This window comes from Tropicimonas sediminicola, assembly GCF_900188335.1.
GTDB classification, from domain to species: domain Bacteria; phylum Pseudomonadota; class Alphaproteobacteria; order Rhodobacterales; family Rhodobacteraceae; genus Tropicimonas; species Tropicimonas sediminicola.
The window spans coordinates 112,560-126,594 of sequence record NZ_FZOY01000009.1 but is presented as its reverse complement, the minus strand read 5'-3'; the positions used below and the strand labels follow the sequence as shown (position 1 = coordinate 126,594).

12 protein-coding genes are annotated in these 14,035 nt (G+C 64.9%); 7 read left to right on the top strand and 5 right to left on the bottom strand.

Annotation, left to right across the window (positions count from 1 at the left end; translation table 11 throughout):
* Positions 1–21: 21 nt before the first annotated feature.
* Positions 22–759 (bottom strand): dienelactone hydrolase family protein, encoded by a 738-nt coding sequence (locus CHB86_RS19895; protein ID WP_089234862.1) that lies wholly within the window; start codon positions 757–759, stop codon positions 22–24.
* Positions 760–983: 224 nt separating this feature from the next.
* Entirely contained in the window at positions 984–3,419 is a 2,436-nt protein-coding gene (locus CHB86_RS19890) for a GcvT family protein (RefSeq protein ID WP_089234861.1), read from the bottom strand.
* A 106-nt stretch (positions 3,420–3,525) separates the two neighbouring features.
* Here CHB86_RS19890 and CHB86_RS19885 point away from each other — a divergent pair, with 106 nt between their 5' ends.
* Together CHB86_RS19885 and CHB86_RS19880 are read left to right on the top strand one after the other, a co-directional pair.
* The gene (locus CHB86_RS19885; protein WP_089234860.1) at positions 3,526–4,455 is read left to right on the top strand and encodes a LysR family transcriptional regulator; all 930 of its coding nucleotides are present in this window, start codon (positions 3,526–3,528) and stop codon (positions 4,453–4,455) included.
* A gap of 273 nt (positions 4,456–4,728) precedes the next feature.
* Entirely contained in the window at positions 4,729–5,058 is a 330-nt protein-coding gene (locus tag CHB86_RS19880) for a hypothetical protein (protein WP_141134941.1), read from the top strand.
* Between the two features lie 37 nt (positions 5,059–5,095).
* Here the strand turns inward: CHB86_RS19880 and CHB86_RS19875 are convergent, their stop codons facing one another.
* The gene (locus tag CHB86_RS19875; protein ID WP_089234858.1) at positions 5,096–6,019 is read right to left on the bottom strand and encodes a LysR family transcriptional regulator; all 924 of its coding nucleotides are present in this window, start codon (positions 6,017–6,019) and stop codon (positions 5,096–5,098) included.
* A 131-nt stretch (positions 6,020–6,150) separates the two neighbouring features.
* Between CHB86_RS19875 and dctP the strand changes: the two genes are divergently transcribed.
* From dctP to CHB86_RS19850, 5 genes are all read left to right on the top strand, one after another.
* Entirely contained in the window at positions 6,151–7,218 is a 1,068-nt protein-coding gene (dctP, locus tag CHB86_RS19870; RefSeq protein WP_089234857.1) for a TRAP transporter substrate-binding protein DctP, read from the top strand.
* Positions 7,219–7,268: 50 nt separating this feature from the next.
* Positions 7,269–7,799: a TRAP transporter small permease gene (locus CHB86_RS19865; RefSeq protein WP_089234856.1), complete on the top strand. Its 531-nt coding sequence runs from the start codon at positions 7,269–7,271 to the stop codon at positions 7,797–7,799.
* 135 nt (positions 7,800–7,934) lie between these two features.
* Positions 7,935–9,278 carry a TRAP transporter large permease gene (locus CHB86_RS19860; RefSeq protein ID WP_089234855.1) on the top strand — a complete coding sequence of 448 codons (1,344 nt, stop codon included), beginning with the start codon at positions 7,935–7,937 and terminating at the stop codon, positions 9,276–9,278.
* Between the two features lie 70 nt (positions 9,279–9,348).
* The gene (locus tag CHB86_RS19855) at positions 9,349–10,053 is read left to right on the top strand and encodes a cyclase family protein (protein ID WP_089234854.1); all 705 of its coding nucleotides are present in this window, start codon (positions 9,349–9,351) and stop codon (positions 10,051–10,053) included.
* A gap of 126 nt (positions 10,054–10,179) precedes the next feature.
* Complete coding sequence (locus tag CHB86_RS19850; RefSeq protein ID WP_089234853.1) at positions 10,180–11,586, top strand: amidase; 1,407 nt, start codon at positions 10,180–10,182, stop codon at positions 11,584–11,586.
* An 83-nt stretch (positions 11,587–11,669) separates the two neighbouring features.
* Here the strand turns inward: CHB86_RS19850 and CHB86_RS19845 are convergent, their stop codons facing one another.
* Both CHB86_RS19845 and CHB86_RS19840 read right to left on the bottom strand, forming a co-directional pair.
* The gene (locus tag CHB86_RS19845; protein WP_089234852.1) at positions 11,670–12,077 is read right to left on the bottom strand and encodes a GtrA family protein; all 408 of its coding nucleotides are present in this window, start codon (positions 12,075–12,077) and stop codon (positions 11,670–11,672) included.
* Positions 12,074–13,570, bottom strand: a complete 1,497-nt coding sequence (locus CHB86_RS19840; RefSeq protein ID WP_089234851.1) for a hypothetical protein — start codon at positions 13,568–13,570, stop codon at positions 12,074–12,076. The genes CHB86_RS19845 and CHB86_RS19840 overlap by 4 nt, the downstream gene beginning before the upstream one ends.
* Between the last annotated feature and the right edge of the window lie 465 nt (positions 13,571–14,035).

The window sequence follows — 14,035 nt, the reverse complement described above, 5'->3', positions numbered from 1 at the left end:
ACGGGAGACGATCGAATGGGATCACCCCTGGAGCTGGTCTCCGAGAAACTTCGAAAAGGCCTCCCAGCTCGCGGCGTCCGCACGTTCCTGGTAGCGGTCCGAGCCGAACACCGTGAACGCGTGCGGCGCGTTGGAATAGACCTCGATCGTGTAGGTGTTGCCGGATTCCTCGAGTTCCGTCGCAAGCGTGGCGACATCCTGCATCGTGATCGAGGTATCGGCGCCGCCATGCAGCACCAGCAGCGGCGGCTCGTCGCCGTTCCACGACTGTCCCTCCGGCGTGCTGAGGCCTCCGTGGAAGGTCGCGTAGCCCTGAGCCAGGTCGCCCATGTCGCTGCGCGCCATTTCGAGCGCGACGGCGCCACCGAAGCAGTAGCCCTTCACCACCATCTCGTCGACGCTGGAGCGCTCGCGGGCCTGTTCCACCCCGGCCTGCAGCAGGGCCCTCATGCGCTCCCGATCCTGGTAGAGCGCGCCCGTCGCGGCCCGCCGGTGATCGACCGTGTCGGTCGGGGTGTCATTGCCGAACATGTCCAGCGCAAAGGCGTTGTATCCCATCTCGGCCAGCATGTCGGCGCGCTGCCGCTCGTAGTCGGTCATGCCATCCCAGTCGTGCACGATGACCACGAGGCCCTTGGGATCGGCGGCCTCGGCCCAGTAACCGGTGAAGGCTTCGCCATCGATGGTGTAGGGGACGTCTTCCGCCCAGGCGGACGTGGCGGCAAAGGCGGATGCCAGAATGATCGTTGCAGCGCGCATGGTTCCTCCAATCCTCGGTGCCGCGATCCGCGGCGGTCAGTCTTCGATGGACGGGGAGGTAGCGCTGCGGACAGCTCTGGCAAATCTTCGCGGAGGCCGGCGAGACCGGGGGAGGCAGTCTCCCGAGGCGGTCAAACCTGCTCGGCCTTCGGAAAAGCGCGCCCCGCGGCGAGGGCGGCGGGGCCGCGGGGCGGGAAATGAGCGGTTCCCCGCAATGCGTTCCGTCAGCTACGCATCCGGCCGGAGGTCGGGTCGTAGGGGGATGAAGGGATGACTTCGGCGGCCACGAGCCTGCCGCAGAGATCCGCCTGCGTCACGGAGCCGATCGCCGCGTATTCGGGCTCGACGAAGGCAAGGGCGAGGTTCAGGCCCACGCGATGCCCGTAGGCAGCCGATGTGATCGTCCCGACCACCCTACCGCCGTGCATCAGGGATGCGCCGGGGTGTGCCGGGGCGTCGCTGGCGTAGATTTTCAGCGTGACCAGCTTCCGGCGCGGTCCTTCCGAATGACGCTCCAGCAGGGCGGCCTTCCCGACGAAGTCTCCCTTGTCCCGTTTCACGAACCGGGACAGGCCGGTCTCGAAAGGATCGAACTCGGTGATTAGCTCCGCCTTCCAGTGCAGGAAGCCTTTCTCCAACCGCATCGACTCGACGGCCCGGGCCCCGAAGAGTTTCAGGCCATGGGCTTCGCCCGCCGCACGAAGCGCCAGGTAGGCGGCATGGAGCGACGCGTTGGGGACGTGGATCTCGTAGGCGAGCTCGCCCGAGAAGCTGACCCCAAGGATCGTCGCGGGCGCAAAGCCGACGTGGCATTCGCGCACCGACAGCCAGGGAAAGGCCTCCGCCGACCAATCCCCACGGGCGCAGCCAGAGAGCACCGCCCGCGCCTTCGGGCCCGCGAGGACCAGGATGGTCTGATCGTTGGTCAGGCTGCGCAGCTGGACATCCTCGTCCGGTCGCAGATGGGCGTTCAGCCAATCCATGTCGTGGTATTCCGACGCCGCAGCCGACCCGTACCAGACCCGTGCCGGGCCCCGGTCCGAGGCCGGCAGGTTCGCCAGCGTCGCTTCGGCCTTGATGTTGCCGAGGTGGTTCAGCAGATAGCCGAGCCCGACACCGCCCTCGCGCTTCTTCACGGCGCCGCAGAACAGCCGGTCGAGAAAGGCGTGGCGATCCGCGCCGGTTATCTCGATCCGGTTGAACCCGTTGACCTCGGTCAGCCCGACATTCTCGGCGACATTGCGGACCTCGGCGGCGACGAGATCGAAGGTCTCGTCGAAATCGAAACTGGGTGTGAAGTGGAAATCGGGTGACGGCTTGATGTAATCCATCCGCTCCCAGCCGTTCACCACCGTGAAGTCGGCCCCTTCGGCGGCAAGCACCGGGGTCAGGGGCGTGGTCTTGGCGGGACGCCCGGCGGGGCGGTGCTCGTGCGGGAAGTGGAAGCGGAACTCGTTCTGGTAGTCCTCGATCGCCTTGAGTGCGGTCAGTTCCACGGTCGCGTGACCGGTGAAACGCCGCGGGTCGATCACCCAGGTGTCGTAGCAGGCCTCGCCATGGACGATCTGCTGGGCCAGCAACCATCCGTGCCCTCCGCCTTCACCGAGGCCGGCGCGCAGGCCGATGATGCAATAGGCATTGCGTTTGCCGGGGATGGGGCCGACCAGGGGGGCGCCGTCGATCGTATAGGTGATCGGCCCGTTGACGACGCGCTTGATGCCGACTTCGGTGAGAACCGGCATCCGGGCGAAGGCGCCCACCAGCACGTCCATGATCCGGTCGAGATCGTCCGGGCACAGGTCGTTGGAAAAGCCGGGGTCGATGCCGTCCATGCCCCAGGTCTTGCACTCCTGTTCGTAGAACCCGATCAGAAGCCCGTCCTTCTCCTGCCGGCAGTAGTAGTCGCTGATCGGGCAGCGCAGCAGCGGCATCCGGTGCCCGGCGGCCGCGATGGCCGGAATGTCTTCGGTGACGAAATACTGGTGCTCCATCGAGGCGACAGGATGTTGCACGCCCATCATCGCGCCGACCTCGTTCACGCGGTAGCCGCAGGCGTTCACGACGATATCGCAGTCGATGTCGCCCTTGGCGGTATGCACGGTCCAGGTGTCGTCGCTGCGCTGCGTCAGGCCCGTCACGGGGGTGTTGCGATAGACCTCCGCCCCGGCCTTGCGGGCGTGGAAGGCCAGCGCCTGGCAGAGCTGCGCCGGGTCGATATCGCCATCCTCGCCGTCCCAGAGGCCGCCGAGGAGGTTCTCGGTCGAGATCAGCGGGTGGCGACGGGCGCATTCCGCCGCGTCGATCACCTCGTATTCCACTCCCATGCCGCGGGCCATCGAGGCGAAGTGCCGATACCCCTGCATCTGGGCCTCGGTGTTGGCCAGCCGGATCCCGCCATCGCCGTGGTGGTAACCCACCGGGTAGTCGGGATCGTCCCGGAGCTGCTTGTAGAGCGCGATGGAGTGGGATTTCAGGCCGACCATCGTCTGTGTCATGCCGAAATTCGTGACCTGCGCGGCGGAGTGCCAGGTGGTGCCGGAGGTCAGTTCATCGCGCTCGACCAGGACCACGTCGGACCAGCCTTCCTGCGTCAGGTGGTACAATGTCGAACATCCGGCGATCCCGCCGCCGATGACCACGACCTTGGTTCTGGATTTCATGCTCTGCGTTCCCGTTGTCACGACTGCAAGCAGTCTGGCAGAGGTCGCATCCTTTGAAAAACAGACTTATCAGCTAAAATTAGTCTGAGAATCAGAGGTTTTGGCGATGACCTTGTCCCTGCGCGCGATGCGCTATGTTCAGGCGGCGCTCCAGAAGGGCAGCATCTCGGCCGCCGCCGACGCGATGAACGTCGCGCCATCCGCGATCTCGACGGCGCTGGCGCAAGCCGAGGACACCTTCGGCATGGCCCTGGTGACCCGAGCGCGGGCCAAGGGCATCTTCCCGACCGCGGCGGGGCGCGACGTGCAGCGGCGTATCGACGACCTGCTGGAGCGGTACGAAGCGCTGCTGGCGGATGTCTCCGACCTGCGGGCGGGCGTGTCGGGCTCCCTCGCCATCGGGTACAACGCGCCGATCGCGCCGGCGTTCTTCCCGGCGATCACCGCGCAACTTCTGAAGGCGCATCCCGAGGTGACGCTCTCCTTCAGCGAGGGCGACAACATGTCGATCCGGGCGGGGCTGGTGGACGGGCAGTTCGATGTCATCCTGTTCGTCGAGGACCTGCCGACCCCGCAGATCGCCACCCGCCCGTTGATCTTCGCGCCGACGTATTGCCTCTGCCCGGCAGACCATGCTCTTGCGCAGAAGGACGCGGTGTCGATCCCTGAGATCGTGCGCGAGCCGCTCATCCTGCTCGACCGACCCGCTGCACGCAGCTACTACATGGAACTCCTGGCCCAGGGCGGCGCGCCGTTCAGGATCGCCGCGACCGCCAATTCAACCGAGATGGTCCGCTCCCTGGTCGCGCAAGGCCTCGGCCTTTCCCTCCTGAACATGCGCCCACGGGACATGCCGGCCTATTCCGGCAAGGCGCTCCGCTGCCTGCCCCTGGCCGGAGCCACCAACGGCGTCCTGCTGTCGCTCGGCTGCGCGCCGGGGCCAACGCGGCAGCTGGCGCAGATCTTCATGGACGCCTGCGTGGCGTTTTTCGAGGGGCCGGACGGGGCGGAATTCATCGTCTCCGCCCAGAGGTGACAGCAGAGGCATTGCGGAACATCGCCTGAAGGATGTCAGGCAACAACGGGCGCGGTTCATTCGTCTGACGATATTGCGGCAACAGGGCCCGTGGCTATTGGCAGCGATTGGCGATGCGTTTGCGCACGCCTTGAGAGGGGTCATCCAGAACGGTTTCGGGGGGCTATGGCCGGTTCCGCAACGTCAGGCCGCTGCCATGAATGACGCTGCCAAAGTTTGGCCAAAGTCGCTCTCTACGGACACTCAACATACAATGCATTTGAGGGCAGCCGTGTGAAGAAAACAGCAGCAGTAATTGCAGTCGCGATCTTGTCTGCCTGTGGGGCGGGCGTGTCCGGTCCAGAGGTGACCAAGGTCTCCGAGGAGCAAATGTCATTTGGTGATTGCAGAAGCTACACGCAGGCGCTTGCCGGTGCCCTGACAGGGCGGCTCGGCCAATACACGGTGGACACGGCCGAAAGGTTGGAGAGTACGATTACCAACCGGGACGGCCGCCTGAAGATCGAGGTGATTTGCCTTGCCGAGGAGAACAAGGCCATCATTCGGGAAACGACCATTGGCGATCCCGCCACGATTTGCTGGCACGCGGGTTGCCCTCGGTGACAGGGCCAGTTTGCGCCGCGCCCCTAGAAGGCCGGCGCTATCTCACGACCTCGCCGGGCCAGTGGCCCTCCGTCACCAGTCGCAGGCAGATCTCGCTCACCAGTTCCGATACGGCCAGTGCCGCGCGCGGGCGGTTCGCGTCCTGGCGCATCGCGAGGTGCACGGTCCATTCCAGGCGCGGGCGCTCGATGTCGATCGCGACAATCTCGCCTGCCGCGATCTTCTCGACGACGCGGTAGACCGGCAGGATCGTGGGCACACCCTTTCGGACCAGATTGATCACCCCCGAAAGGCTGTCGATGTCTGCCGCCACCGACAGTTGGACCCCCTCGATCTGACAGACGGTCTCGATCTGGCGGCGGATCGAGTGGGCGCTGCTGGGCAGGGCAATCTCCAGATCAGCAACTTCGGTCAGACGAATGCGACCGCGCTCGGCCAGCCGGTGGCCCGGCGGGACGAGCAGGGACAGCCGCTCCTTCAGCAACGCCTGGCTGCGCAAGCCCGCCATGGGCTCGATGTCGTAGAGGATGGCCATGTCGAGGTGCCCGAGCTGCAGCTTTTCACTCAGCACGCCGCTCATCGCTTCGAGCAGGTAGATCGTGACCTGGGGGAACCGGTCGCGAAGGGCGGGCAGCAACTCGGGTATCAACCCGCCGGCCACCGTGGTCGGCAGGCCAAGGCGGACACGGCCCACGGGGGTTTCCTGCAGTGCTGCGGTCACCGAGGCGATTTCGGACACCTCGTGCATGACCTCGTAGGCGCTCTGCAGCACGATTCGTCCCTCCCGGGTCAGGGTGGCGCCCCTCGGATGGCGGCGCACCAGCGAGACGCCCAATTCATCCTCCAGCCTTCGAAGTGATGCGGAAAGCGCCGGTTGCGTAAGTTTTAACCGAACCGCCGCGGAAGACAGGCTGCCCGCCTCCGCGATCGCTATCAGGGTCTTGAGTTGCTTCAACTCCATCTGTATACGCCCCCGCGCGCCGTAGATATTAATACTGTTTATATCACGTATTTTGAATCAGGGAATAGTCCGCTGTTCTGGGGGTGAATATGGTTGAGCCATAAACCGAACCACAGAACAGGGCATTCGACATGTTCATGCTACCTCCCCGCGCCGCCTGCCTCTCCAGCGTCGCGCTCCTGGCCGGAACCAGTTTTGCGTCTGCGGAAGACCTGACGATCCGAATGGGCTCGGGCCACCCGATCGGCCTGCTCGCCTATACCGAAACCGCGCATGAATGGTTTGCGCCGGAACTTCGGCGGCGGATCGAGGAAGAGACCGAGCACACGATCACGATCCAGGAATTCCATGCCGGCCAGGTCGCCAAGGTGACCGAAGTTCTCGAAGCGACGCAGGACGGCATTCTCGACATCGGCTTCATGAGCCTGATCTTCGAGCCGTCGAAGGCCTATCTCCAGACCTTCACCCTGTTTCTCCCGTTCTCCTCGCCCAGTGCGGCGCTGACCACCGAGGCCTCCAAGGCGACGTTCGAAGCCTTCCCCGAGATGTCGCAATCCTTCGCTGACGAGCACAACCAGATCTACCTCGGCGGGGCCTGTGCGGAGAACTACGGGCTGGGCTCCGATTTCGGCTGGGAGCAGTTCTCGGAACTTCAGGGGCACCGCATCGCCGGCGCCGGTACCAACCTCGAATGGATCGTCGGCGCGACGCCGGTCGCCTCCAACCTCAACGAGGCCTACCAGTCGATCCAGTCGGGCGTCTACGAAGGCTACATCAGCGCCTCGGCCTGGTGGCAGACCTTCAAGCTCAACGAGGTGGCCCCGCACTTCAAGAGCGTGGACTTCGGCGCGCAATACGTGTCCGCGGTGACGATCAACAAGGACACCTGGGAGGCCCTTCCCGAGGACGTGCAGCAGATCCTGATGGAGATGGGCGAGGAATGGGGTGGCGTGACGGCCGAGATCTGTGACCGCAACGATGCCGAGGGCGAGGCGCGCCTTGCGGATCTCGGGGTCGAAGTCACCGCGATTTCGGCGGAAGCCCAGGCGGAATGGGCCGAGGCGCTGGCAGACTTCCCGCAGCGCATGGCAGACGAACTCAATGGCCGCGGTCAACCGGGCTCCGAGGTGCTGAACTTCTACATCAGCAAGCTCGAGGAACTCGGTCACGCATGGCCCTACCGCTACGCGGTCGAGTGATCGCCAGCCTCCTTTAGCCCCACCAGCAGCTTCCGCCAGGGATTTTCACCATGCGACTGATCCTCCTCGCCGAACGCCTCGTCGACCTTGTCGGGCGGACCTTGAAATACCTGGCGGCGGCGCTGCTGCTCGCGGTTTCGCTGCTGATCTCGGCGGACGTTCTGGGGCGCGCGGTCTTCAGCCATCCCATCGACGGGGTGGCGGAGATCGTCGCCAACGGCATCGTCGTCATCGCCTTCCTCCAGGTGACCTATGCGGTGACATCCGGGGCGATGCTGCGGTCCGAGCTTCTGCTCACGAGGCTCGGACCGGTTGGCCTGCGCATTGCCGAAACGGTGAGCGCGCTGTTGGGGGCCTTGCTCTTCTACCTCATCGCCCGGGCCTCCTGGTCCCCGATGATCCGCGCCATCGAAACCAAGGAATTCGCAGGCTACTCGGGCTTCCAGATGCCGGTCTGGCCGGTGCGCGTGGTGATCGAGACCGGCTCCATCCTCGCCATCGCGGCCTACCTGCTGATCGCGCTGCGCACCGCTCTGATCGGGGTCAGGCCACGCCCGGTCGATGCTGCTCCCGCGCTGTAACCGCCGGTCCGGCCGCCACCGCGTCTCGGCCGGGCCTCCTTCTCCAACGATCCACCGCTTTTCCACCGCCCGAACCGGCTGCCGGATGCCCGTCCGGTCGGAGGGCGCACCGCGACCAACTTCCAGGAGTCTCCCATGGGCGGACCAGAATTTGCCATCGCCATCGTCGTCATCTTGGTCGTCCTGATCCTTCTCAGCGTCCCGGTCGTCGTGGCTCTCGGCCTGTGCAGCTACTTCGGCCTGGCGTGGCTGACCGGTTCGACCCGGGTGCCCGGGTCGCTGCTGTCCAATACCGCCTACGAGGCGCTGCGGGACTACGTCTTTGCGGTGATCCCGCTGTTCGTGCTGATGGGCGAGCTGATCTCGAGATCGGGCACGGCGAGCGACCTTTACGGGATCATCAACCGCGGCTTCAAACGGCTCCCCGGCCGGCTGGCTCTTGCGACGGTCGGCGGCAATGCGGTCTTCGGGGCCGTGACCGGCGTCTCGATCGCCTCCGCGGCGGCCTTCTCGCGGATCGCCTACCCGCAGATGGTGCGCTACGCCTACGACAAGTCCGTGGCGCTCGGCTCGATAGCGGGCAGCGCGTCACTGGGCATGCTGCTGCCGCCGTCGGTGCTGATGATCGTCTGGGGCGTGGTCTCCGAGCAGTCGATCGGGCGACTCTTCGTGGCCGGTGTGCTGCCCGGGCTGCTGCTCGCGGGCATGTTCTTCCTCTTCATCATCGTCTCCGCATGGTGGAAGCCGCAAGCCTTCGGTGCCGGCGCCGACACTCAGCCCGGGGCAGCGGCGGATGCGCCGGAAACCGAGGCCGAGCGCAGCGAGCGCCGGCGCGAGGTCCGGGGTGCGTTCGGCGTCATGGTCCTGATCGTGCTGGTTCTCGGCGGCATCTGGTTCGGGGTCTTCACCCCCACCGAGGCGGCCGGCGTCGGCGTGATCTTTGCGCTGGCCCTGGCGGTGATCAAAGGCGTCAGCCTGCGCGAGGTCGGCGATGCCGTGCTCGAGGCCGGCCGGATCTCGGCGCCGCTGCTGTTCCTGCTGATCACGGCGCAGATGTATGCCCGGCTGCTGGCCCTCGGCGGCATCAACGACGTCATCCAGGGCATGTTCCTGTCGATCTCGGACGCGCCGTCGGTGATCCTGATGCTGATGATCCTGATCTGGTTCGTGCTGGGGATGGTGATCGACTCCACCTCGATCATCCTGCTCACCGTCCCGATCTTTGCGCCGCTTGCCGCCAACATGGGCTTCGACCCGATTGCCTTTGCCATCATCGGCATCGTCGCGATCGAGGCCGGGCTGCTGACCCCGCCGCTGGGGCTGTGCGTCTACACCGTCAAGGGGTCCGTCAACGACCCGGAGGCGACGCTGGCGCGAATTTTTCGGGGCGCGATCCCGTACTGGGTCATCCTGCTGATCCTGGTCGCGCTCGTTGCCGTTTTCCCCGGCATCGCCACCTGGCTGCCCTCCCAGATGTGACCGCCACGGGCCGGATAGCTCCCCGGCCGGCACCGCCACCCAAATCCAAGCCACGACGAAAGGACATCCCATGGCCAAACGCATCATCGACCTCAGCATGCTGATCGAGGACAACATGCCGTCGCACAAGCTCTTCCAGAGCCCGATCTACCTGCCGGCGCAGACCCACGAGCAGACGCTCGCCTTCGGGCTCGGTGTCGAGGGCGATCCGATGACATTCCAGACGAACTTCATCGGGATGCTCGACCACGTCGGCACCCATGTCGACGCCTTCCTGCATACCAACCCGAAGGGCGCCTCGGTCGACCAGATGCCGCTCGAGATGTTCATGGGCAAGGCCGTCTGCTTCGATCTGCAGCATATCGGCGACCTCGAGGACATCACCGTCGCGCACATGGAAGAGGCCGAGGAGAAATCCGGGGTCAAGGTCGATGGACACATCGTCCTGCTCTGCACGGGCTTCCACAAGCGCAACATCAACGACCCGCAGAAGCTGGTCTGGGGCAATCCCGGCCTGACCACCGAGGCGACGCGGTGGCTTTATGACCGCGGCTCCAGGATGCACGGCGTGGAGGGCCCCTCGACCGACAAGCCGTCCAACAACATCTTCGCCCAGCACCGCCTGTGCCGCGACCTCGGGATCTCGCATTACGAATGGCTGGTGAACCTCGAAGAGCTGATCGGCGAGGGCGAGTTCGAGTTCATCGGCTTGCCGATCAAGTTCAAGGACGGTTCCGGCTCGCCGGTGCGCGCCATCGCGGTGCTCGACGCCTAGATCGACCCGGCCACGCACCAGTCGCGGCGGCCGACAGGCCTCCGTCCGCAGGTCCGCTGCGGGCGGATCGGCCGCGGCGGTCGCCCTCCCAATGCCACCCGGAACCTTTAACGAACGAGACATTGCATGACGTCCGACCTGGCTTTCCTGACGATCCGCGAAATCCGCGCTGCCTTTTCAAGCGGCGAGCTGTCGCCGGTCGACCTGCTCGACGACGTCCTGGCGCGCCTCGAGGTTCTGGAACCGCGGCTCAACACCTTTGCCTACACCGATTTCGACGGTGCCCGCGCTGCCGCCCGCGCCGCGGAGGATCGCCTTCGCAAGCGCCAGGCGTTGGGCCCGCTCGACGGGATCCCCACGTCGATCAAGGACCTGATCGCGGTCCGGGGCATGCCGCAGCGCTTCGGCTCGCGCGCCTCGTCGGAGGACGCGATGACCGTCGACGCTCCGGCCTCTCAGCGTCTGCGTGCGGCGGGGGCGGTGATCCTCGGCAAGTCCACGACGAGCGAGTTCGGGTGCAAGGCCGTGGGCGACAGCCCGCTGACCGGGATCACGCGCAACCCCTGGAACACAGACACCACGCCCGGCGGCTCCTCGGCCGGAGCGGCGTCGATGGTCGCGGCAGGGCTGGTGCCCTTCGCGATCGGCACGGATGGCGGCGGCTCGGTGCGGATCCCCGCCTCGCTCTGCGGGCTGTTCGGGATCAAGGCGCATTTCGGACGAGTCGGCGTCTACCCGACCTCCGCCACCCCGACGCTCGCCCATGTGGGGCCGCTGGCGCGCAATGTCGAGGATGCCGCCATCGCGCTGTCGGTGATCGGAGGGCGCGACCGGCGCGACCCGTTCGCGGTGACGGCGGCGCAGCCCGACTACGTCTCCGCCACGCGCCATCATCGTCAATTGCGCCGTATCGCCTGGTCGCCGACCCTGGGCTATGCGCGCGTCGATCCCGAGGTCATGGCGTTGACCCGTGCAACGGTCGAGAGGATCGCAGCACTCGGATACGAGATCGAGGAGGTCGACCACGTCATGGAAGACCCGATCGATCTCTGGGTGGCGGAGTTCTATGCCGGCGTCGGCACGCGTCTGCGCGCCACCATCGAAGAACATCCCGAGGCCATCGACCCGGCCGTTCTGGAGGTCCTGCGCCCGGCGCTGATGCAGGAGATGCGCGAATATTATCAAAGCGTCTTTGCCCGCTACGATTTTCGCGAACGGATGCGGGCCTTTTTCGAGGAGTTCGATCTTCTGCTCTCTCCGACCCTGCCGGTTCCTGCCTTTGCGACGGGTCTCGATCGGCCGCCGGGCTACGAGGACAAATCCATCGTTTCATGGGCGTCCTTCACCTATCCCTTCAACCTCACCGGGCAACCCGCCGCCTCCATCCCGGCCGGCTTCACGAGCGCGGGGCTGCCGGTGGGCCTGCAGGCGGTGTCGGCAGCGCACGACGAGATGTCGATCCTGTCGCTGGCCGCGCATCTGGAAGCCGACCGGCCGGACCTGCTGTCCCGACGCCCGCCAACGGTCAGTTGAACTCCGGAAAACGACGATCCTGCCAGGCATGCCGCGGGCACCCGGGGCGATCCCGGTTTTCCGGCGGTCGCCTTCGGGACCAGTTATCTGAACGTCCAGTACTTGTTGCCAAGGAAGTTGATCATCATCGAGACGCCGATGGTGAAGAACTGGGCGAACTCTTCCCGTATCTCGAAGCCATTCACCAGAAGGAACAGGAATGCGAGGGTCGAGCAGAGCGCGGTCAGATTGATGATGACGAACCTCGCGAGCGTCGCGCGATCCGACTCCCCCGCGTAGCGAAAGGTCCAGCGCCGGTTCCAGAAAAAGCTGTTGGTCAATCCGGCGGCATATCCCATGCAGCACGCGATCAGGTAGTTGATCGCGAAAATGCGGAACATGAACAGAAAAACCACGTAGTGGATCAGGCTGTTCGACGTGCCGACCGTCGAGAACTTCAGGAACTGCAAGAACTCCGGAGGCAGTTTCATCAGGGTGCGTGGCGTGCTCATGGGGCGTTCGTCCTCGCGAGGGTGCGGAAGAAGAACGCCTCTCGATCACCCTTCCGTTGGATCACATAAGTGTCGCGTTGTGTCAGGAAATGCCGGACCTCTTCGATCTGTGGCGGTGGCAGAGTGTATCCCTGAGCGCTCCGCACGATCTCCGCCAGGGGCGTCATGGCCCCCACGCAAAGCGCGGCAATGAGAAAAAGGCGCGCAAGCATTGGCCCCGTGCCGAGCAGTGCATAGGCACATAACATGCCGAGCACGAAGAACGCCGGTATCGACCCGCGCATGACAATGTCATTCGCGAAGCCCATCACGATCAATGGCAGCGCCAGGAAAACGAAAACGGAGACCCAGAACCAGGGCGCGTGGGGTGCTTTGAGCAATCGGTCCCGGGCCAGAAACCAGAGGGGCGGGATAAAGACGCCGATCTCCAGCAGGATGAACAGCGAGTAGGTCCGCAGAAACGACGGCCAGTCTTCGTCAATGGCAAACTGGAATGGAAAGCTGAACGTGTTCGCGGTGATGAAAAGCGCGACGGGCGCGAGGGCAAGCGGTGCAAGGACGAGGTTCGACAGGCTGAACACCTCGGAGATCCTGTGCCGCCGCAGCGCGATCACCAGCGCCAACACCGCAAAGGGCAGCGCACCGACGACCGCGAAGGGCGTCCACAAGGCGGAGAATGCGTAGAACACCCCTACCGAGATCGGCGCAAGGCCGGACAGGATGTAGAACATCGTCACGCCGGTCAGGATCCAGGCCGCGATCGCATGTTGCGGTACCCAGAAGAGAAGCGTGCTGATGGACGAATATTGCAGCGGTTTGCCCGTCCACCACTCGATGTGTTCGCCGAGTTCCGGAAGGCCGCCGCGAACCAGGACCCACCCCACGATATCCAGCCCGCTGAAGAGGGCGAAGACCGGAGCCACCAGGAAGATCCCGCGCGTTCCGGCGTCGAGGTCGAGCAGGCGCAGAAACCATGCCATGGCCAGCAGCAGTCCGAAGAACGCCCAGAGAAAGAGGGCGACGTTTGCGGCAGTCCACCCGGCCAGTTTCCCGACGAGCGCTGCGGGAAGGTAGAACGCAACGTAGTAGACGTAATAAAACGGTTCTCCGGTCGGATCTCCCGGTGGGTGGAGGATGAGCGGCCAGGATTCCCTGGAGAGGTGGTTCAACAGGCCGTTGTGCGCGATCCAGTCGGAATTCTGGAAACCGAACCCGCCGATCCCGGAGAAGATAGACCAGCAGAACAGAATGGCTGCGATCGGCGTGAACTGGCGAAGTGAGAGGCCCGCCGGCGGCGGATCCGATACGTCGATGGTCCGCAATTGCCGGATCAGGAGCATGAACCCGATCAGAACCACGGCGAAGAGGATCGCGCCGAACCCCGGCCGCAGCCAGCCCAATCCAAAGATCAGCAGCGGCAGGCCGAGGTACGCGTAAGAGAAAATCAGACGCCCCGCATCGCCTTGCCGCAGGTCAATCGCGTTTCGGCTCATGCAAGGGAAGCTCCCAATTCATTTTGCCAATATCCGTCAAAGACTAATCTTCTAAAGTTTTAGTGGCTTCTTGGCTGTCGCGAGGTCAAGTCCGACACCCGCCTCTCAGGCCGGGTCGTTGTCCAATCGGCCTTGAAACGGTGCGCATCGTTGCAGATCCGCATCAACTGGGCGACGAGCAGTTTCCGAAACGAAGTGCCCAGACCGGGACGGTCCGAGGAAATCCCTTGCGATTCCGACTAATTCCATCGGATAAGGCGATAGCCAGACACCGAGGTGTTCCAGCCTTCCCAGAAACGAACGAATGATCCCGCCCCGCATGGTTGGGGTGCCCGATGGTGTGCGTGCCGGCGGGACCGGAAACGAGGAGATGGACGTTGAGGCTGTATCAGGGCAAATCGGGGTCCGGGGGCGAATGCGTGCCCGTGAGCCGGGGCGCGGGGCGATGCGCCAGTCTGCGTTCGG